Genomic DNA, 19873 nt, shown 5'->3' on the forward strand with positions numbered 1-19873 from the left:
ACCCCATCATCGCCCCGCAGACTGCACGCTTCAGAACCTATCAGCCGCCCGCGCGGCATTGTGCACAGCAATGAGAACCTTCAGGACTCCGGTCGCGTTGATCGCGGCCCTCGCCCTGGCCATGACGGCCTGCTCCGCCCCCGAAGCCACGCCCGAAGCGGCACCGCGCGTCAGCGTGGTTACTGTCGGCCCGCAGGTCGTGCAGCGCGATGACGAACTGCCTGGCCGCGTGGCCGCCGTACGCACCGCACAGATCCGTGCCCAGGTGGGCGGCATCGTGCAGCGCCGGCTGTTTGAGCAGGGTGCGGAAGTGCGCGCCGGCCAGGCCCTGTTCCAGATCGATCCGGCGGCGTTCCGTGCCGATGTCGACTCGGCACTGGCCGCGCTGCAGCGCAGTGAGGCCGCCTTGGGCCGCAGCCGCGTGCAGTCGCAGCGCCTGCATGCGCTGGCGGCCGCGCAGGCGGTCAGCCAGCAGCACCGCGACGATGCCAGTGCCGAGTACGAACAGGCCCGTGCCGCGGTGAACGAGGCGCGCGCGATCCTGGCGCGTCGCCAGCTCGATCTGCGCTATGCCACGGTCAGCGCGCCGATTGCCGGCCGCATCGACCAGGCGCTGGTGACCGAAGGTGCACTGGTCGGCGTGGCCGATGCCGAGCCGATGGCGGTGGTGCAGCAGATCGACCAGGTCTACGTCGATGTGCGCCAGCCGGCCGCGCAGCTGGAGTCGCTGCAGCGCAGCGCTGCCGGCGGCGGCGAGCTGCCGGTAACGATCATCGGTGCGGCCGGCAAGCCGCTGTCCGAGCGTGGCCAGATGCTGTTCTCCGGTATCAATGTCGATGCGCGCACCGGTGATGTGATCCTGCGCATCCTGGTCGACAACCCGCAGCGCCAGCTGCTGCCCGGCATGTACGTGCGCGCGAAGGTGCCGCGGGGTGCGCCGGCCAGCGCACTGACCGTGCCACAGCAGGCCGTGCTGCGCAGTGCCGGTGGCCAGGCCTATGCCTGGGTGATCGGTGGCGATGGCAAGGCGGTGATCCGCACGCTGGAAGTGGACGGTAGTGTCGATCGCCAATGGCTGGTGCGCACCGGCCTGAAGGCGGGCGAAAAGGTGGTGGTCGAAGGCCAGGAACGCCTGCAGGAAGGCGTGGTGGTCGATGCGCGCGATTGGCAGATGCCGGTCGCCAGCGCCGGCGCGGTGCAGGCCGGCAGCAAGGGCTGAGCCTCTACCGGGCCGGTCCCTCCAGGAAAATCCAACATGGCACGTTTCTTCATCGATCGCCCGGTGTTCGCCTGGGTGCTGGCGATCTTCATCATCCTGGCCGGTGTGCTGGCGATCCCGCGGCTGGCGGTGGAGCGCTATCCGGCGGTTGCCCCGCCCAGCGTCAGCATCTATGCCAGTTACCCGGGTGCGAGCCCGCAGACGCTGAATGACGCGGTGGTCGGCCTGATCGAGCGCGAGCTGTCCAGCGTCAAGCACCTGCTGTACTTCGAGTCGTCGGTGGACACGTCCGGCGAAGCCTCGATCACCGCCACCTTCAAGCCGGGCACCAACCCGGAGCTGGCGCAGGTGGACGTGCAGAACCGGATCAAGGCGATCGAGCCGCGCCTGCCGCGCAGCGTGCGCCAGAACGGCCTGTTCGTGGAGGCCGCCGATTCCGGCTTCCTGATGCTGGTCGGCCTGCGTTCGCCGGATGCCAGCGTCAGCGAGGCCGCACTGGGCGACTTCATGGCGCGCAACATCATCGAGGAGCTGCGCCGCATCGATGGCGTCGGCCGCGTGCAGCTGTTCGGTGCCGAGCAGGCGATGCGCGTGTGGCTGGACCCGACCCGGCTGACCGGCTATGGGCTGACCATGGGTGACGTGGCCGCTGCCATCGAGCAGCAGAACCTGGAGATCTCGCCGGGGCGCATCGGCGATTCTCCGGGTGTTCCGGGCCAGCGCATCACCGTGCCGCTGAGTGCCGATGGCCAGCTGTCCACGCCGGAGCAGTTCGCTGCCATCGTGCTGCGCGCCGGGGCCGACGGCTCGCGGGTGGTGCTGGGCGATGTCGCCCGCGTTGAACTGGGCGCGCAGAGCTATGCCTGGGGCACCCGCGAGGATGGTCATCCGGCCACCGCCGCCGGCGTGCAGCTGCGTCCTGGCGCGAACGCGGTTCGCACCGCGTCGGCGGTGCGCGAGCGCATGGCCGAGCTGGCGCCGCTGTTGCCGCGCGGCGTGGAGGCGAGCATTCCGTTCGACACCGCACCGTTCGTCAAGATCTCGATCCAGAAGGTGGTGCAGACGCTGCTGGAGGCGATGCTGCTGGTGTTTGCAGTGATGTACCTGTTTCTGCAGAACTGGCGCTACACGCTGATTCCGGCACTGGTCGCACCGATCGCGTTGCTGGGCACCTTCGCGGTGATGCTGGCGCTGGGCTTCTCGATCAACGTGCTGACCATGTTCGGCATGGTGCTGGCGATCGGCATCATCGTCGACGACGCCATCGTGGTTGTCGAGGGCGTGGAACGGATCATGGCCGAGGAAGGCCTGCCGCCGCGCGAGGCCACCATCAAGGCGATGCGCGAACTGACCGGTGCGGTGATCGGCATCACCCTGGTGCTGACCGCGGTGTTCATTCCGATGGCGCTGGCCAGCGGCTCGGTGGGTGCGATCTACCGCCAGTTCACCGTGGCGATGGCGGTGTCGATCCTGTTCTCGGCGCTGCTGGCATTGAGCCTGACGCCGGCGCTGTGCGCGACCCTGCTGCGCCCGAACACCCATGGCCACCATGGTCGGGGCGGTCTGTTCGGCGCCTTCAATCGTGGCTTCGAACGGATGACCGGGCGTTACCAGCGTGGTGTGGCGTCGGTGCTGCAGCGTAGCGGGCGGGTGATGGGCGTGTTCGCGGCTCTGGTGGCGGCGCTGCTGCTGGGCCTGCACTGGCTGCCGGGCGCCTTCCTGCCGGAAGAGGACCAGGGCTACTTCATGACCTCGATCCAGCTGCCGGCCGAAGCCACCGCCGAACGCACGCTGGCCGTGGTCGAAGCCTACGAACGGCACGTGGCGTCACGCCCGGGCATCGGCTCCAACCAGTCGATTCTCGGCTACAGCTTCTCCGGTTCCGGCCCGAGCGCGGCGCTGACCTACACCATGCTGAAGGATTGGGGCGAGCGTGCAGGGGCTACCGCGGCCGGCGAAGTGGAGGCCGCGCAGAAGGCGATGGCGACGATTGCCGAGGGCGAGGTGATGAGCGTGATGCCGCCGGCCATCGACAGCCTGGGCCGTTCGTCCGGCTTCTCGCTGGCCCTGCAGGCGCGTACCGGGCAGAGCCAGGCCGAACTGCGTGCGGCCCTGCAGCAGCTGCTGAAGCTGGCCGAAGCCAGCCCGCTGCTGTCGGAGGTGCATGCCGATGGCCTGCCGGCAGGTACCAGCGTGCGGCTGGACATCGACCGCGCCAAGGCCGAGGCGATGGGCGTGGGGTTCGAGCAGATCAGCAGCACGCTGTCGGCGGCGATGGGCTCGCAGTACGTCAACGACTTCCCCAACAAGGGGCGGCTGCAGCAGGTGATCCTGCAGGCCGATGCACCCCACCGGATGGAGCTGGAGGATGTGCTGAGGCTGTACGTGCGCAACAGCGAAGGCGGCATGGTGGCATTGTCGGAACTGGTGACGCCGCACTGGACCGAGGCGCCGCTGCAGCTGCAGCGCTATCTCGGCTTCCCGGCGCTGAACCTGTCCGGCGCACCGGCCTCCGGCGTGTCGACCGGCCAGGCCATGGCGGAGATGGAGCGGTTGGCGGAGAAGCTGCCGTCCGGTTTTGCCCTGCAGTGGACCAGCCAGTCGCTGCAGGAGCGGGAGTCCGGTGCGCAGGCGCCGTGGTTGCTGCTGTTGTCGATGCTGGTGGTGTTCCTGGTGCTGGCGGCACTGTACGAGAGCTGGTCGATCCCGCTGGCGGTGATGCTGGTGGTGCCGCTGGGCCTGCTCGGTGCGGTTGCTGCGGTGCTGTTGCGGGGCATGCCCAACGACGTGTTCTTCAAGGTCGGCATGATCACCGTGATCGGGCTGTCGGCGAAGAACGCGATCCTCATCGTCGAGTTCGCGCGCCAGCTGCAGCAGCAGGGTCGCGGCCTGGTTGAAGCGGCGCTGGAGGCGGCGCGACTGCGCCTGCGGCCGATCGTGATGACCTCGTTGGCGTTCGCGCTGGGCGTGGTGCCGCTGATGCTGGCGCAGGGCGCGTCGAAGGAAACCCAGCAGGCGATTGGAACCGGTGTGTTCGGCGGCATGGTCAGTGCGACGGTGCTGGCGGTGTTCTTCGTGCCGGTCTTCTATGTAGTGGTGCAGGGCACGCGGCAGTGGATCGCGCAACGCCTGCGCAGGCGCCGGCCGATGCCGGAAGGATCCGTGGATGGAACGGGACATCGTTGAAGACCTGCATGAGCGGCAGTTGGCAGCGCTGGAACAGCGCATGCGGCAGGCATTGCTGGATGACGACCACGATGCGCTGACCGCGCTGGTATCGCCGGCATTGTTCATGATGGACGGGCAGGGCGGGCGCTTGCTCGACCTGCCGTGGCTGGGCGACTGGCTGGCCGGAAACCTGCACGTGCGCAGCCTGCAGTCGTACGCGGTGGAAACGCTGCTGTGCGGACGCCTGGCATTGTTGTCCAGCGACGTGCGCTTGTCGGTGCGCGGGCAGGGCCAGGAGCGCGAGCTGAAACTGCGCCTGCTGCGGGTGTGGACCTGCAGTTCCGGCGAAAGCGGCGCGCAGCTGTTGTCGATGGCGGTACTGGCCGCATGAGTGCGGTCAGGCCGCTTTCAGGCCCCGCTCACCGACAGGTGGTAGGGTCGAGCCTCTCTGTAGTGTCGACAAGGAGTCGAGCCATGCGTGTAGTTCCCAGTCTGTTGGCAGCCTCCCTCGGGTTGGTGCTGGCCGCGTGCCAGCCGGCCCAGCCGCCCGCTGCGAGCGGCAATGATGCCGCGCCTGCCGCGCCGCAGCCGAGCGCCAGCACCGAAGGTGGCAGCGAGACCACCTACCAGTGTGGTGATCTGAGCGTGCGCGCGACCTTCAATGGCGAGGATGCGGCCACGGTGGTGATCGGCGAACGCACCTTCGCCATGAGCTCCGAGCGTGCGGCGTCGGGTGCCAAGTACGGCGATGGCAAGGGCAACAGCTTCTGGACCAAGGGCAGCGATGACGGCCTGTTGAGCCTGAAGGGCGAAGCCGATCGCGAGTGCCATGCAGTCGAAGCCACTGAAGGCGATGGCAGCGCCGGCAATGCCGCGTTCCGTGCCACCGGCAATGAGCCGGGCTGGCTGGCGGTTGTCGACGGCGACACGCCGGGCCTGCAGGTGGAAGTGGATTACGGTGAGCGTCGTTTCGATGTCGCCAAGCCCACCGCAGGTGCTGACGGCTGGAGTGGCAAGGCGTCTGATGGCACCGACGTCAAGCTCAGCTTCCAGCGCACGATCTGCCAGGACGACATGAGTGGCGAGGCGTTCGAGGCCAAGGTGAACCTGACCATCGGCACCCGCCAGTACCACGGCTGCGGCAATTTCGGCGCGAAGCAGCCGTAAGCTACCTGTAGAGCCGAGCCACGCTCGGCTGCAGTCCCTGTCCAACGCACAGCAGCCGTGCGTGGGCTCGTTGCTACACGACTGCTACATCCGATGGCCTGCCTGCGGGGAATACGCCGCAGGCAGGGACAGGCAGCCGATCAGCGCGAGGCGCTTAGTCGGCACGGCCCGCGAATTCGCCGGTGGCGGTGTTCACCAGCACGCGTTCGCCGTTCACGATGTACTCCGGCACCATGATCTCGATGCCGGTGTTGAGCTTGGCCGGCTTCGGGCGCTTGGTGGCGGTGCCACCCTTCAGTTCCGGCGGCGTCTCGATCACTTCCAGCACCACCGAGGCCGGCAGCTGGATCGCCACCGGCTGCTCGTCGATGACCTGCACGTAGATGCCGGTCAGGCCGTCGGTGATGTAGCCGGCGTCGTCGCCGATCACGTCCGCATCCAGGGTGTAGGGGGTGTAGTCCTCGTCATCGAGGAACACGAAGGCGTCGCCGTCCTTGTACGAATAGGTGGACTGGCGGCGCAGCAGTTCGACCTCGACCAGGTTGTCGTCGGCATCGAAGCTGGCGTCGAGCTTGTTGCCGCCCGGCACGCTGTACATGATGAAGCGGAAGCGGACGTTGCCGCCGCGACCCTGCGGCGAGCTGCGCTCGATGTCGCGGATCTGGTACACGCCGTTGTTGTACTCGACGACGTTGCCCTTCTTGATGTCGTTGGCTTTCATGGTGATCTAGGTCGTTGGGGGAGGGCGCCGTCCCGGCGCCCGTGGGGAATCACTTCGGAGCGAGGCGGGTAGCGCCGTCCAGGCGGATGGTCTCGCCGTTGAGGTAGGTGTTGCCGAGGATGAAGCCGACCAGGCTGGCGAAGTCTTCCGGCTTGCCCAGGCGTGACGGGAACGGAATCGAGGCGGCCAGCGACTGCTGCACGGCTTCGGGCATGCCGTCGACCATCGGCGTCCAGAACACGCCGGGAGCAATCGTATTGACGCGGATGCCGAAGCGCGACAGTTCGCGCGCCATGGGCAGCGTCATCGAGACCACGCCGCCCTTGCTGGCGGCATACGCGGCCTGGCCGATCTGGCCTTCATAGGCGGCGATGCTGGCGGTGTTGATGATCACGCCGCGCTCGCCGTCGGTGCCGGCCTCGTTGTGCTGCATGCGGTTGGCAGCGGCCTTTGCAACGTTGAAGCTGCCGACCAGGTTCACCATCACCGTGCCCTGGAAGCCGGCCAGCGGCATCGGGCCTTCCTTGCCCAGCACGCGGCCGGCGCCGAGGATGCCGGCGCAGTTCATCGCCACGTTCAGGCCGCCGAGGAAATCGTGGGCCTGGTCGATGGCCGCGGTCACCGCCGCCTCATCGCTGACGTTGACGTTGAAATAGCGGGCCTTGTCGGCACCCAGCCCGGCAATGGCGGCAGCGCCCTTGTCGTCGTTGAGGTCGAACAGGGCCACCTTGCCGCCCTGGGCGACGAGGTGCTGGGCCACGGCCAGGCCGAGGCCGGAGACGCCGCCAGTGATCACGGCACGTACGGAAGACAGCTGCATTGAACGGTCCTGCAGGTTCGAGAACCGCCGATTCTAACGGAAGCCGCGACCGCCGCTGTTGTGCACTGCGCCGCCTTTGCGGGGCGGCGCAGCGCGGCGGTCAACCGGCGGCGGCCAGCGCCTGCCCGGTGCGGCTGGCGGTGGCGCGGCCGAGCAGGCCGGCCAGCCAGCGGCCGGTCTCGGCCAGTGCCGGCAGGTCCACGCCGCTGTCCAGGCCGAGGCCCTGCAGCAGGTAGACCACGTCTTCGCTGGCCACATTGCCGCTGGCGCCCTTGGCATACGGGCAGCCACCGGCACCCGACACCGCACTGTCGACCACGCGCACGCCTGCTTCCAGGCAGGTGGCGATGTTGGCGATGGCCTGGCCGTAGGTGTCGTGGAAGTGCACGGCCAGTGCTTCCATCGGAATCTCGGCAGCGACCGCCTGCAGCATCGCCCGTGCCTTGCGTGGGGTGCCGACGCCGATGGTGTCGCCCAGCGAAATTTCGTAACAGCCCATCTGGTGCAGGGCGCGTGCAACGCGCACCACATCAGCCAGCGGTACTTCGCCCTGGTAGGGGCAGCCGAGCACGGTGGAGACGTAGCCGCGCACGCGCACGCCATCGGCGGCGGCACGGCGCAGGATCGGCTCAAAGCGGGCCAGCGACTCGTCGATGCCGGCATTGGTGTTGGTGCGGTTGAACGCCTCGGACGCGGCGGTGAACACCGCTACTTCCTCGACGCCCACCGCACGGGCGCGGTCGTAGCCCTGTTCGTTCGGCACCAGTACCGGGTAGTGGATGCCGGGCCGGCGCTGGATGCCGGCGTAGACCTCGGCGGCATCGGCCAGCTGCGGGATCCACTTCGGGCTGACGAAGCTGGTCGCCTCGATGCTGCGCAGGCCGGTGGTCGACAGGCGGTTGATCAGTTCGATCTTGTCGCCGGTGGAGACCGACTGCTTTTCGTTCTGCAGGCCGTCACGCGGCCCGACCTCGACGATGCGGACGTAGTCGCTCATGCGGTTGCCCCATTTGCAGGGCGGTGGCAGACCGCCTCGATGTTGTTGCCATCCGGGTCCAGCACGAAGGCGCCGTAGTAGTCCGGGTGATACCACGGGCGCAGGCCCGGGGCGCCGTTGTCGCGGCCACCGGCGGCGAGGGCGGCGGCATGGAAGGCGTCCACCTGGTCGCGGCTGGCGCAGGCGAAGGCCACATGCACGCCATGGCTGGCGGTGCCACCATTGCCAAGCCAGAAGAACGGCTTGCCGTCGCTGCCGAAGCCGATGTGGTCGTGCGCGCCGGTCTGTTCGGCGGTCACTTCCATCACCACGCCGATCTGCAGTGGCGCCAGTGCCTGCAGGAAGAAGGCCTTGCTGCGCGCCAGGTCGGCGCTGGTCAAACCAAGATGATCGAGCATGTTCAGGCTTCCGTGACCCAGTGGGGCGCGCGCTTGTCGAGGAAGGCGCCGAGGCCTTCCTGGCCCTCGGCGGACACCCGCAGGCGCGCGATCAGGGCGGCATTATCGCGATCCAGGGTGTCGCGGTCATGGCTGTCGCGGACCTGGCGGACCAGTTGCTTGGCGGTGGACGAGGCGATCGGGCCGGCCTTGTCGAGCAGGGCCAGCTGGCGTTGCACGGCCTCGTCCAGGCGTTCGGGCTCGACCAGCTGGTGGACCAGGCCGATGCGCAGCGCAGTGTCGGCGTCGAAATGCTCGCCGGTGGCGAACCAGCGGCGGGCCTGGCGCGGGCCGATGGCTTCGATCACATAGGGCGAGATCACCGCCGGCAGCAGGCCGAGGCGGCTTTCGGTCAAGCCGAAGCGGGCCGAGGTGCTGGCGATGGCGATGTCGCAGCAGGCGACCAGGCCGACGCCGCCGCCGAAGGCCGCGCCATGGACCCGGGCCAGGGTCGGCTTGGGCAGCTCGTCCAGGGTGCGCATCAGCCGGGCCAGGGCCAGCGAGTCCTCGCGGTTATCGGCTTCGCTGGCCGCCGCCATGCCGCGCATCCACTGCATGTCGGCACCGGCCGAGAAGGAGGCGCCGTGGCCGGCCAGCACCACCGCGCGCACCGAAGCATCGTGGCCGGCGGCCTCCAGTCCGGCGGTCAGCCGGGCGATCAGCCCGGCGTCAAAGGCGTTGTGCAGCTCCGGCCGGTTCAGCCAGAGAGTGAGGACGGCGCCGCTGCGCTCGATCTGCAAAGCATCGTTCATGGGATTCCAGGGTCACTCCATACCTGTATGGATCATAGCGGGCCATTGGTCATGGGCCATGACGCGACGCGGGAATGTTAGAATCGAGAACCATTTACATCCAGCAGAGAACACGCTAGATGACGCTGTCCGAACTGCCGCTGCACACCTCGGCCGTGGTCGAGTCCGTGCAGGACCTGCATGCCAACGATGCCATCGCCCGTCGCCTGCGCGAGCTGGGTTTCGTGAAGGGCGAGGAAGTGCGCCTGGTGGCCAAGGGTCCGGTGGGGGGAGAGCCGCTGCTGGTGCAGGTCGGGTTCACCCGTTTCGCGCTGCGGATCAGTGAAGCCAAGCGGGTCGTGGTCGACGCCGCCAGCCAGGAACGACGCGCATGACTGCTACTGCCACTACCGCCCCCCTGCGCGTTGCGCTGGTTGGTAACCCCAACAGCGGCAAGACCGCACTGTTCAACCAGCTGACCGGCAGCCGGCAGAAGGTTGCCAACTACACTGGCGTCACCGTCGAGCGCAAGGAAGGCCGTCTGCGTGCGCCGTCCGGCCGCGAGTTCGCGGTACTCGACCTTCCGGGCGCCTACAGCCTGCATCCGGCCAGCCTGGACGAGGCGATCACCCGTGACCTGTGCCGGGGCTTCTACCCGGGCGAAGCCGCGCCGGATGTGCTGCTGTGCGTGATCGACGCCACCAACCTGCGCCTGCACCTGCGCTTCGCGCTGGAACTGCGCGAGCTGGGCAAGCCGATGGTGGTGGCGCTGAACATGGTTGATGCGGCCCAGCGCCGTGGCATCCAGGTGGACGTGGCCGCGCTGGAGCGCGAGCTGGGCGTGCCGGTAGTGGAGACCGTGGCGGTGCGCAAGCAGGGCGCCAAGGCCCTGGTCGAACGCCTGGATGCGATGGTCCCGCACCTGGATGCACCGGTGCCGGGCCCGGAAGGTGGCATCGATTACCACGCCAAGGTGCGCGAGATCCTGTCGGTGGCCGTGCGCATGCCGGCGCGGACCGCGAAGATCGACGACGCGCTGGACCGCTGGCTGCTGCACCCGGTGTTCGGCCTGATCAGCCTGGCGGTGGTGATGTTCCTGATCTTCCAGGCCGTGTACGCCTGGGCGACGCCGCTGATGGACGCCATCGAGGCCGGTTTCGCCTGGCTCGGCGCCTTCGTCGGCAGCGTGCTGCCGGAAGGCCCGCTGGCCAGCCTGCTGACCGACGGCATCATCGCCGGTGTCGGTGGCGTGGTGGTGTTCCTGCCGCAGATCCTGATCCTGTTCTTCTTCATCCTGGTGCTGGAGGAATCCGGCTACCTGCCGCGTGCGGCGTTCCTGCTCGACCGCATGATGGCCGCTGCCGGCCTGTCCGGCCGCTCGTTCATCCCGCTGCTGTCCAGCTTCGCCTGCGCAGTGCCGGGCATCATGTCCACGCGCAGCATCCAGGACCCGCGTGACCGCCTGGCCACGATCCTGGTGGCGCCGCTGATGACCTGTTCCGCACGCCTGCCGGTGTACGCGCTGCTGATCGGTGCGTTCATTCCGCAGAAGACGGTATGGGGCGTGTTCAACCAGCAGGGCCTGGTGCTGTTCGGCCTGTACGCGGCCGGCATCCTCAGCGCGCTGGCGATGTCGTGGATCATGAAGAAGTGGCGCCGCGACAAGAGCGAGCATCCGCTGATGCTGGAACTGCCGTCGTACCGCCTGCCGCACGTGCGTGACCTGGCGGTCGGCCTGTACGAGCGCGGCATGATCTTCCTCAAGCGCGTTGGCGGCATCATCCTGGCGCTGACCATCCTGCTGTGGGTGCTGCTGTCGTTCCCGGCAGCGCCGGCGGGGGCCACCATGCCCGCGATCGATTACAGCTACGCCGGCCAGATCGGCCATGCAATGGCTGTGTTCTTCGCGCCGCTGGGCTTCAACTGGCAGATCTGCATCGCGCTGATCCCGGGCCTGGCCGCGCGTGAGGTGGCGGTGTCTTCGCTGGCCACCGTGTATGCGTTGTCGGCAGCCGATGACGATGCCGCCAGCCAGGCACTGACCCCGCTGATCAGCGATGGCTGGTCGCTGGCCACCGCACTGTCGCTGCTGGTCTGGTACATCTACGCCCCGATGTGCATCTCGACGCTGGCCACCATCAAGCGCGAGACCAACTCGTGGAAGCAGATGGGCTTCGCTGCGTTCTACCTGTTCGCGGCGGCCTACGTGGCCGCGCTGATCACCTACCAGGTGACCAGGGCGCTGGGAGGCGGCTGATGGATGCCGGCCTGCTGATCCAGTACCTGATCATCGCGGTGGCCGTGCTGGTCAGTGCCTGGGTGGTGCTGAAGAAGCAGTTCCCCGGTACCGTGCGCAAGCTGCGCGGTGCGTTGGCGCTGGCCCTGCTGAAGCCGGGCCGTGCTGCCTGGCTGCAGGCGCTGGGGCGGAAGGTCGCGCCGCCGGCGAGCGGGAGTGGTGGCGCCTGTGGCGGTTGCGACAGCTGCGGGCCGACTCCGCCGAAGCGGCACTGACGCTGCTTCTCCTGCGCTGGTGGGTGCGAACCTTGGTTCGCACGCTTCCGGGGTTCAGACCTCTCTGCGGATGATCGCCCGGAAGCGTCCATCCCGATTCAATCGCCGCACCGATTCCCGGTTCCCATGGGTTGCCGCGAAGCCGGCCACGTCGGCAAGGGCATCGAGCAGCAGGCCTTTCAGTCCGTCGCGGTTACCAGCCTGCAGCAGGTCTTCAAGATCCTGCTGGATGAAGGCCCGGCGCAGGCCTGGTGTCTCTTCGATCCGCCAGTCGACGTGGGGCGTGGGAATGCTGGAGCGGTACCTGAAAGCCGTTTCAAGATCGTCAGGTGCGAGGGGATGCTCGAGCAGCTCTGGAAAGTAGAGTCCAGCATTCACATAGAAACCCCGGCTTTCGCTGGCACGCTGGTGATTCACGACAAGCAGGGCGTCATCCAGCAGGCGGTAGCGAGTGGTCGTGGTCCCGGCAAAGCCGGTCTTCCTGGCGCACTTGCTGAAGACAGTCGAGGATTTCATGGGCTTTGCCCGGGCCGGAACAGGGGGCCACAGCCTTGAGGCGCGGTGCCTGGCGGTCAATTGGCAAACGCGACACCCGCAACGAGCGCCCCAGGTGCGTGCGAACGCCCCGGGTGGGTGCGAACCTTGGTTCGCACGCTCTTCTGGCTAGTTGGCGCGTGAGCCCAGCTCCGCTGCCAGCGCCAGCCACCGGTTGCGTTGCTCCGGCGAGCTGTTGCGCACCGCGCCCACGCGGCTGACACGCACCGGGCGGATGCCGCAGAACTGCAGGATGGTGGCGCGGATCTGGGCGACGCCCGGGTCGCGGTAGATCCAGCGGTAGTACCAGGGCGGCGTATCCAGCGTGGTGATCACCCGCGCGCTGCGCCCGGCCAGCAGCCGGTCCCACCACACCGAATCGCGCCGGTAGCGGAAGGCGTACCCCGGCAGCAGCACGCGATCGAAGAAGCCCTTCAGCAGTGCCGGCATCGCGCCCCACCAGGTGGGGTAGACCAGCACCAGGTGATCGCAGGCCTCGATCGCTTCCGCGGCGTCCTGCAGGTCGGCTTCCAGCGGCTGGATCTGACGGTAGCCGTGGCGCAGTACCGGATCGAATTCAAGGTCGCCCAGTGCGATCAGGCGTACCTGGTGACCGGCGTTCTCGGCGGCGGTGGCGTAGCGCTGGGCGAGGGCGCCGCACAGGCTGTCGCGGTCGGGATGGCCGAGCAGGATCAGGATGGAACGGGACACGGCAACCTCGGGCAATGGAAAGTGCGCGAGGTTGGGGTCTGCCCCAGGGGCAGAGTCAAACCGGGGTGGTGCAGCCGCTGGGTTCCAGGATGCAGTCGCCGCTGCCGGAGTGCAGCCACTGCTGCAGTTCGTCGCTGACCAGCTGCAGGTCGCGCTCGACCTGTGCCAGCCGCATCCGCTCGTCGGCGATGCGGCCGCGCTGCTGCTCCAGCAAGGCCAGTACCGCTGGCCAGTCGAGCCGTCCATCGCGGCCCTGCAGGCGTGAGATCGCGGCCAGGGTGATGCCCAGCCCCAGCGCCTGGCGGATCAGCTGCACCCAGGCCACGTCCTGTTCGCTGTAGTCGCGATAGCGGTTCAGGCGTGGCACCGGCGGCAGCAGTCCGCGCGCCTCGTACAGGCGGATGGCCTTGGCACTGGCGCCGGTCAGGCGGCTGACTTCGGAGATGCGCATCGACTCAGTCCCGCACCAGGCCGCCATCGACCACCAGGTTCTGACCGGTCACCGCGCGCGACCAGGGGCTGGCGAAGAACAGCGCGGCATCGGCGAACTCGGCCGGCGTGGTGACGCTGCGCAACCGAGTGTTGGCGGCGATGTAGTCGAACACTGCTTCCGGCGTGGCGGCGCTGGCATCGGTGGTGCGCAGCAGGCCGCCCGACAACATGTTCACGGTGATGCCATGCGGGCCGAGGTCGCCGGCCAGGGTGCGGGTCAGCGACAGCAGTGCGGCCTTGGCGGCGGTGTAGTCGTGATAGGGCACCACCGGATTCTGGAACAGGTTGGTGCCGATGTTGATCACCCGACCGAAGCGACGGGCCTGCATGCCGGGCAGGGCGGCCTGCACGGTGTTCAGCGCGCCGCGCACGCTGCCCTCGAACTGCGCCTGGAACGCCGGCCAGCCGATGTCGGCGGCGCCGTCGCGGGCATCACCATTGAACGAGAACGCTGCCAGTGCGTTGTTGACTACGGTGGTGACGCCCTGGCCGAAGTGGGCCAGGGCGTGCTGCAGCATTGCATCGACCTCGGCGCGCTCAGTGACATCGGCCGGCAGCGCGATCGCCTGTCCGCCCAGCTCGGCAGCCAGAGCACGTGCGGCGCCTTCGCTGCGGTGGTAGTTGATGATGACGCGCGCGCCCTGGGCGGCGAAGGCGCGGGCGATGTGCTGGCCAAGGCCGCGGCCGGCACCGGTGACCAGCACCAGCTGTTCGCTGATCTGCATGAGGGAGCTGCCATCCATTGCATGAAAGGGCATGCAGCGTAGCAGCGATGGCGCTTGCCGGAGCGGGCGTGCTGCCGCTAGCCTGCAGGCATGAACCAGACTCCCCTGCGATTGCTCATCCACGGTGCCTCCGGGCGCATGGGCCAGGCCCTGCTGCGGCTGGCCGCCGAACATCCCGAAACCCTGCAGATCGCCGCTGCGGTGACGGGTCGTGCGCCGGCCCAGCGCGTGGTCGATGGCGTACCGTTCTTCGCGGCCAGCGAGCTGCCCGGTGCGCCGGCATTCGACGTGGCGATCGACTTCAGCCTGCCGGAGGGTTTCGACCCGATGCTGGCACTGTGCGTGGAACGTGGTGCGGGGCTGGTCTCGGGCACTACCGGCATCTCCAGCACGCAGCGGCAGGCGCTGGAGGCGGCGGCGGCGAGGATCCCGCTGGTCTGGGCCTCGAACTTCAGTCTGGGCGTGGCGGTGCTGGACGAGCTGGTCGAGCGCGCGGCGCAGGCGCTGGCCTGCTGGGACTGTGACATCGTCGAGTCTCACCACACCCAGAAGAAGGACGCGCCGTCGGGCACTGCACTGACCCTGGGTGCGGCCGCGCAGCGGGGCGGGGCGGAGCCGCACTATGCCAGCCTGCGCGCTGGTGACATCGTCGGCGAGCATCTGGTCCAGTTCACCGCGCTGGGCGAGCGCATCGAGCTGGTGCATCGGGCCACCAACCGCGACATCTTCGCCCGCGGCGCCCTGTTCGCCGCCCGCCAGCTGCAGGGCCGCGCCCCGGGCTGCTACCGGGTACGGGACCTGCTGCAGTAGGGCGGTAGTGCCGGTCGCTGGCCGGCAACCTTGGGTTACGGGGCGCCAATGGGATTGCCGGCCAGCGGCCGGCACTACCCGGTAGCGGGTGCCGCATACGCCGCCGGATTGAGATGAATGCGCAATCGCCCGTTCATGAAGCGCGATAACCGCTGGCGCGAGCGCCCCGGCAGCGCTACAATTCGCACTCGCCGAATCACGAAAGCCGGACCGGTCCCAGACCGCACGTCCGCGCTTTTTTGCAACCGGATTTCCGTGAAGCGCAGGCGTGACTTCGGCAGCCCCCTCGGTAGCCAAAGTGAGATTCCCGTGACCCAAGCCGCAATCCTCGTCCTCGAAGACGGCACCGTATTCGAGGGCGAATCCGTAGGCGCGCCCGGCCTGTCCGTCGGTGAGGTGGTGTTCAACACCGCCATGACCGGCTACCAGGAAGTACTGACCGACCCGTCCTACGCCCGGCAGATGGTCACGCTGACCTATCCGCATATCGGCAACACCGGCATGACCGACCAGGACAATGAAGCGTCCAAGGTGTGGTCGGCCGGCCTGATCGTGCGCGACGTTCCGCGTCGCCCCAGCAACTGGCGCAGCCAGGTGTCGCTGCAGGACTGGCTGATCCAGCGTGGCGTGGTTGCCATCGCCGGCATCGACACCCGCAAGCTGACCCGCATCCTGCGCGAGAAGGGCGCGCAGAACGGTGCCCTGATGGCCGGCGACATCGACGTGGAAAAGGCACTGGAAGCCGCCCGCAAGTTCCCGGGGCTGAAGGGCATGGATCTGGCCAAGGTCGTCACTACCGAGAAGACCTACACCTGGACCGAGGGCCAGCTGGACCTGGATGCCAATGCCTTCGTCAGCGTGCCGGCCAAGTACAAGGTCGTGGCCTACGATTTCGGCGTGAAGACCAACATCCTGCGCATGCTGGCCGAGCGCGGCTGCGAAGTGACCGTGGTGCCGGCGCAGACCCCGGCCGCCGAAGTGCTGGCGCTGAAGCCGGATGGCGTGTTCCTGTCCAACGGCCCGGGCGACCCGGAACCGTGCGACTACGCCATCGAAGCGATCAAGACCTTCATCGACGTGAAGATCCCGACCTTAGGCATCTGCCTGGGCCACCAGCTGCTGGGCCTGGCCTCGGGCGCGCAGACCATGAAGATGGGCCATGGCCACCACGGTGCCAACCACCCGGTGCAGGACCTGGACAGCGGCCGGGTGATGATCACCTCGCAGAACCACGGCTTCGCGATCGATGAAGCGACCCTGCCGCCGACCCTGCGCGTGACCCACCGCTCGCTGTTCGATGGCACCAACCAGGGCGTGGCCCGCACCGACGTGCCGGCGTTCTCGTTCCAGGGCCATCCGGAAGCGTCGCCGGGCCCGACCGATGTCGGCCCGCTGTTCGACCGCTTCGTGGTGCTGATGGAGCAGGCCAAGGCGTGATCAGTACGCCGCCGCCCCCCCGGTGGCGTCGCGATGGACCGTAAACCCCGCATCGCTGCTGCCCCTGGCGCGGCGCTGCGGTTCAAGATTCCTGATCGACAGCGTGCGATCACTCCCCCTTGTCACGCTGTACTGACTTAGAGAAGAAAATGCCCAAGCGCACTGACCTCAAGACCATCCTCATCATCGGTGCTGGCCCGATCGTCATCGGCCAGGCCTGCGAGTTCGACTACTCCGGCGCCCAGGCCTGCAAGGCCCTGCGTGACGAGGGTTACCGCGTGGTGTTGGTCAACAGCAACCCGGCCACGATCATGACCGACCCGGAGATGGCCGATGCCGTCTACATCGAGCCGATCAACTGGCAGACGGTCGAGAAGATCATCGCCAAGGAAAAGCCCGATGCGCTGCTGCCGACCATGGGTGGCCAGACCGCGCTGAACTGCGCGCTGGACCTGGCCGACAATGGCGTGCTGGAGAAGTACAACGTCGAACTGATCGGCGCCAAGCGCGAAGCGATCCGCATGGCCGAAGACCGCGAGCTGTTCCGCGTGGCCATGGGTGAGATCGGCCTGGAATGCCCGACCGCCGCCGTCGCCCACACCCTGGACGAAGCGCTGGAGATCCAGACCCGCGTTGGCTACCCGACCATCATCCGCCCCAGCTTCACCCTGGGCGGTAGCGGTGGCGGCATCGCCTACAACCGCGAAGAGCTGGTCGAGATCGTCAGCCGTGGCCTGGAACTGTCGCCGACCACCGAAGTGCTGGTGGAAGAGTCGGTGCTGGGCTGGAAGGAGTTCGAGATGGAAGTGGTCCGCGATACCGCGGACAACTGCATCATCGTCTGCTCGATCGAAAACCTCGACCCGATGGGCGTGCACACCGGTGACTCGATCACCGTGGCCCCGGCGCAGACCCTGACCGACAAGGAATACCAGCGCCTGCGCGATGCCTCCATCGCCGTGCTGCGCAAGATCGGCGTCGATACCGGTGGCTCGAACGTGCAGTTCGGCATCAACCCGAAGACCGGCCGCGTGGTCGTCATCGAGATGAACCCGCGCGTGTCGCGTTCCTCGGCGCTGGCGTCCAAGGCCACCGGCTTCCCGATCGCCAAGGTCGCCGCCAAGCTGGCCGTGGGCTACACCCTGGACGAACTGAAGAACGAGATCACCGGCGGCCTGACCCCGGCCTCGTTCGAGCCGTCCATCGACTACGTCGTCACCAAGATCCCGCGCTTCGCCTTCGAGAAGTTCCCGGCTGCCGACGCCCGCCTGACCACCCAGATGAAGTCGGTGGGCGAGGTGATGGCGATGGGCCGCACCTTCCAGGAGTCGGTGCAGAAGGCCCTGCGTGGCCTGGAAACCGGCAAGGTCGGCTTCGACCCGACCGGCCTGGACCTGGGCAACGAAGACGACCTGCAGACCCTGCGCCGCGAACTGAAGGCGCCGGGCCCGGAGCGCCTGTTCTTCGTCGCCGATGCGTTCCGCGCCGGCATGAGCGTGGACGAGATCTACGCGCTGTCGTTCATCGACCACTGGTTCCTGGACCAGATCGAGGAAATCATTGCTGCCGAAGCTGACGTCGCCGCCGGTGGCATCGACGCACTGGACGCTGCACGCCTGCGCAAGCTGAAGCGCGCTGGCTTCTCCGACGCACGCCTGGCGCAGCTGACCGGCACCAACGAAGCCGCCATCCGCGCGCTGCGTCGTGCGCACAAGGTGCGCCCGGTCTACAAGCGCGTGGACTCCTGTGCCGGCGAGTTCTCCACCGGTACCGCCTACCTCTACTCGACCTACGAGGACGAGTGCGAGGCCGCGCCGAGCAACCGCGACAAGATCATGATCCTGGGCGGTGGCCCGAACCGCATCGGTCAGGGCATCGAGTTCGACTACTGCTGCGTGCATGCGGCACTGGCGCTGCGCGAGGATGGCTATGAAACCATCATGGTCAACTGCAACCCGGAAACCGTGTCGACCGACTACGACACCTCCGACCGCCTGTACTTCGAACCGCTGACCCTGGAAGACGTGCTGGAAATCGTCGAACTGGAACAGCCGAAGGGCGTGATCGTGCAGTACGGCGGCCAGACCCCGCTGAAGCTGGCGCGCGCGCTGGAAGCCAACGGCGTGCCGGTGATCGGTACCAGCCCGGATTCGATCGACCTGGCCGAGGACCGCGAGCGCTTCCAGCAGCTGGTCGACAAGCTGGGCCTGAAGCAGCCGCCGAACCGCATCGCCCGCAACGACCAGGAAGCGCTGCTGCTGGCCCGCGAGATCGGCTACCCGCTGGTGGTGCGCCCGAGCTACGTGCTGGGCGGCCGTGCGATGGAAATCGTCTACGGCGAAGCCGACCTGGCCCGCTACGTGCGCGACGCGGTGAAGGTGTCCAACGATTCGCCGGTGCTGCTGGACCGCTTCCTCGACAACGCCGTCGAGTGCGACGTCGACATCATCGCCGACAAGGAGGGCAACGTCCTGATCGGTGGCGTGATGGAGCACATCGAAGAAGCCGGCGTGCACTCGGGCGATTCCTCGTGCTCGCTGCCGCCGTACTCGCTGTCGGCTGAAACCCAGGCCGAGCTGCGCCGCCAGGTGGTGGAGCTGGCCAAGGCCCTGAACGTGGTCGGCCTGATGAACACCCAGTTCGCAATCCAGACCAGCGACGAAGGTGCCGACACCATCTACCTGCTGGAAGTGAACCCGCGTGCCTCGCGCACCGTGCCGTTCGTGTCCAAGGCCACCGGCATGCCGCTGGCCAAGATCGCCGCGCGCTGCATGGCCGGCAAGAGCCTGGCCGAGCAGGGCGCGACCAAGGAAATCGTGCCGGACTACTACTCGGTGAAGGAAGCGATCTTCCCGTTCGCCAAGTTCCAGGGCGTCGACCCGATCCTCGGGCCGGAGATGCGCTCCACCGGTGAGGTGATGGGCGTGGGCCGCAGCTTCAACGCCGCCTTCGCGCGTGCGCAGGAAGCCGGTGGCATCAAGGCACCGCCGGTCGGCAAGGCCTTCGTTTCGGTCCGCGATCCGGACAAGAAGCGCGTGCTGCCGGTGGCCAAGGCGCTGCTGGCGCGTGGCTACAGCCTGGTCGCGACCCGTGGCACCGCCGCGTGGCTGCAGCAGCACGGCATGGACTGCGAGATCATCAACAAGGTGGTCGAAGGCCGTCCGCACATCGTCGACTCGATCAAGAACGGCGAGATCGTCTACATCGTCAACACGACCGAAGGTCGTTCGGCGATCAACGACTCGTTCTCGATTCGTCGCGAGGCGCTGCAGCATCGCGTCACCTACTCGACCACCATTGCCGGCGCCAAGGCGCTGGTGGATTCACTGGAATTCCGCGGCACCGGCCCCGTCTGGTCGCTGCAGGAGCTGCACAAGGAGTTGAATGCATGAG

Annotated in this window: 19 protein-coding genes; 10 read left to right on the forward strand and 9 right to left on the reverse strand. The window is 67.7% G+C overall.

Annotation, left to right across the window (positions count from 1 at the left end; genetic code table 11):
• The first annotated feature begins 70 nt into the window (after positions 1-70).
• The 4 genes from AC5P67_RS13375 (at position 71) to AC5P67_RS13390 (ending at position 5554) form a co-directional block, all read left to right on the forward strand.
• Positions 71-1219, forward strand: a complete 1149-nt coding sequence (locus AC5P67_RS13375; protein ID WP_099484308.1) for an efflux RND transporter periplasmic adaptor subunit — start codon at positions 71-73, stop codon at positions 1217-1219.
• Between the two features lie 36 nt (positions 1220-1255).
• Positions 1256-4405 (forward strand): multidrug efflux RND transporter permease subunit, encoded by a 3150-nt coding sequence (locus AC5P67_RS13380; RefSeq protein ID WP_088430883.1) that lies wholly within the window; start codon positions 1256-1258, stop codon positions 4403-4405.
• Complete coding sequence (locus AC5P67_RS13385; protein WP_164225506.1) at positions 4386-4778, forward strand: nuclear transport factor 2 family protein; 393 nt, start codon at positions 4386-4388, stop codon at positions 4776-4778. The genes AC5P67_RS13380 and AC5P67_RS13385 overlap by 20 nt, the downstream gene beginning before the upstream one ends.
• A gap of 83 nt (positions 4779-4861) precedes the next feature.
• Positions 4862-5554 (forward strand): COG3650 family protein, encoded by a 693-nt coding sequence (locus AC5P67_RS13390; RefSeq protein WP_024958335.1) that lies wholly within the window; start codon positions 4862-4864, stop codon positions 5552-5554.
• A gap of 154 nt (positions 5555-5708) precedes the next feature.
• On the opposite strand, the gene yeiP is transcribed toward AC5P67_RS13390, so the two are convergent.
• The 5 genes from yeiP to AC5P67_RS13415 form a co-directional block, all read right to left on the reverse strand.
• Positions 5709-6275, reverse strand: coding sequence for an elongation factor P-like protein YeiP (gene yeiP / locus AC5P67_RS13395; RefSeq protein WP_005409468.1), 567 nt, complete (start codon positions 6273-6275; stop codon positions 5709-5711).
• Positions 6276-6324: 49 nt separating this feature from the next.
• Complete coding sequence (locus AC5P67_RS13400) at positions 6325-7095, reverse strand: SDR family oxidoreductase (protein ID WP_005409469.1); 771 nt, start codon at positions 7093-7095, stop codon at positions 6325-6327.
• 100 nt (positions 7096-7195) lie between these two features.
• Positions 7196-8092: a hydroxymethylglutaryl-CoA lyase gene (locus AC5P67_RS13405; protein WP_088430885.1), complete on the reverse strand. Its 897-nt coding sequence runs from the start codon at positions 8090-8092 to the stop codon at positions 7196-7198.
• Complete coding sequence (locus AC5P67_RS13410) at positions 8089-8490, reverse strand: VOC family protein (protein ID WP_005409471.1); 402 nt, start codon at positions 8488-8490, stop codon at positions 8089-8091. Before AC5P67_RS13410 ends, AC5P67_RS13405 begins: the two co-directional genes overlap by 4 nt.
• 2 nt (positions 8491-8492) lie before the next feature.
• Positions 8493-9281: an enoyl-CoA hydratase/isomerase family protein gene (locus AC5P67_RS13415; RefSeq protein WP_087803362.1), complete on the reverse strand. Its 789-nt coding sequence runs from the start codon at positions 9279-9281 to the stop codon at positions 8493-8495.
• Between the two features lie 119 nt (positions 9282-9400).
• On the opposite strand from AC5P67_RS13415, the gene AC5P67_RS13420 reads away from it, so the two are divergent.
• From AC5P67_RS13420 to AC5P67_RS13430, 3 genes are read left to right on the forward strand one after another with little or no spacing between them, the layout of a single operon-like run.
• Positions 9401-9655, forward strand: coding sequence for a FeoA family protein (locus tag AC5P67_RS13420; protein ID WP_005409473.1), 255 nt, complete (start codon positions 9401-9403; stop codon positions 9653-9655).
• A complete protein-coding gene (gene feoB / locus AC5P67_RS13425; RefSeq protein ID WP_088430887.1) occupies positions 9652-11517 on the forward strand; it encodes a ferrous iron transport protein B in 1866 nt (621 codons plus the stop codon). The genes AC5P67_RS13420 and feoB overlap by 4 nt, the downstream gene beginning before the upstream one ends.
• Positions 11517-11771 (forward strand): DUF6587 family protein, encoded by a 255-nt coding sequence (locus AC5P67_RS13430; RefSeq protein ID WP_005409475.1) that lies wholly within the window; start codon positions 11517-11519, stop codon positions 11769-11771. The genes feoB and AC5P67_RS13430 overlap by 1 nt, the downstream gene beginning before the upstream one ends.
• A gap of 54 nt (positions 11772-11825) precedes the next feature.
• On the opposite strand, the gene AC5P67_RS13435 is transcribed toward AC5P67_RS13430, so the two are convergent.
• From AC5P67_RS13435 to AC5P67_RS13450, 4 genes are all read right to left on the reverse strand, one after another.
• Complete coding sequence (locus AC5P67_RS13435) at positions 11826-12287, reverse strand: DUF4304 domain-containing protein (protein ID WP_012480065.1); 462 nt, start codon at positions 12285-12287, stop codon at positions 11826-11828.
• A 147-nt stretch (positions 12288-12434) separates the two neighbouring features.
• A complete protein-coding gene (locus AC5P67_RS13440) occupies positions 12435-13016 on the reverse strand; it encodes an NAD(P)H-dependent oxidoreductase (protein WP_109337580.1) in 582 nt (193 codons plus the stop codon).
• Between the two features lie 55 nt (positions 13017-13071).
• Entirely contained in the window at positions 13072-13467 is a 396-nt protein-coding gene (locus AC5P67_RS13445; protein WP_012480067.1) for a MerR family transcriptional regulator, read from the reverse strand.
• Positions 13468-13471: 4 nt separating this feature from the next.
• Positions 13472-14233, reverse strand: a complete 762-nt coding sequence (locus tag AC5P67_RS13450; RefSeq protein WP_425524958.1) for a 3-oxoacyl-ACP reductase — start codon at positions 14231-14233, stop codon at positions 13472-13474.
• A gap of 90 nt (positions 14234-14323) precedes the next feature.
• Between AC5P67_RS13450 and dapB the strand changes: the two genes are divergently transcribed.
• From dapB to carB, 3 genes are all read left to right on the forward strand, one after another.
• A complete protein-coding gene (gene dapB, locus AC5P67_RS13455; RefSeq protein ID WP_425524957.1) occupies positions 14324-15043 on the forward strand; it encodes a 4-hydroxy-tetrahydrodipicolinate reductase in 720 nt (239 codons plus the stop codon).
• 309 nt (positions 15044-15352) lie between these two features.
• Positions 15353-16480, forward strand: a complete 1128-nt coding sequence (carA, locus tag AC5P67_RS13460) for a glutamine-hydrolyzing carbamoyl-phosphate synthase small subunit (RefSeq protein WP_329754774.1) — start codon at positions 15353-15355, stop codon at positions 16478-16480.
• Positions 16481-16629: 149 nt separating this feature from the next.
• Positions 16630-19872, forward strand: a complete 3243-nt coding sequence (gene carB / locus AC5P67_RS13465) for a carbamoyl-phosphate synthase large subunit (RefSeq protein ID WP_005409482.1) — start codon at positions 16630-16632, stop codon at positions 19870-19872.
• Position 19873: the final 1 nt, after the last annotated feature.

It is taken from the genome of Stenotrophomonas sp. YJH_SMC_21 (assembly GCF_059369555.1).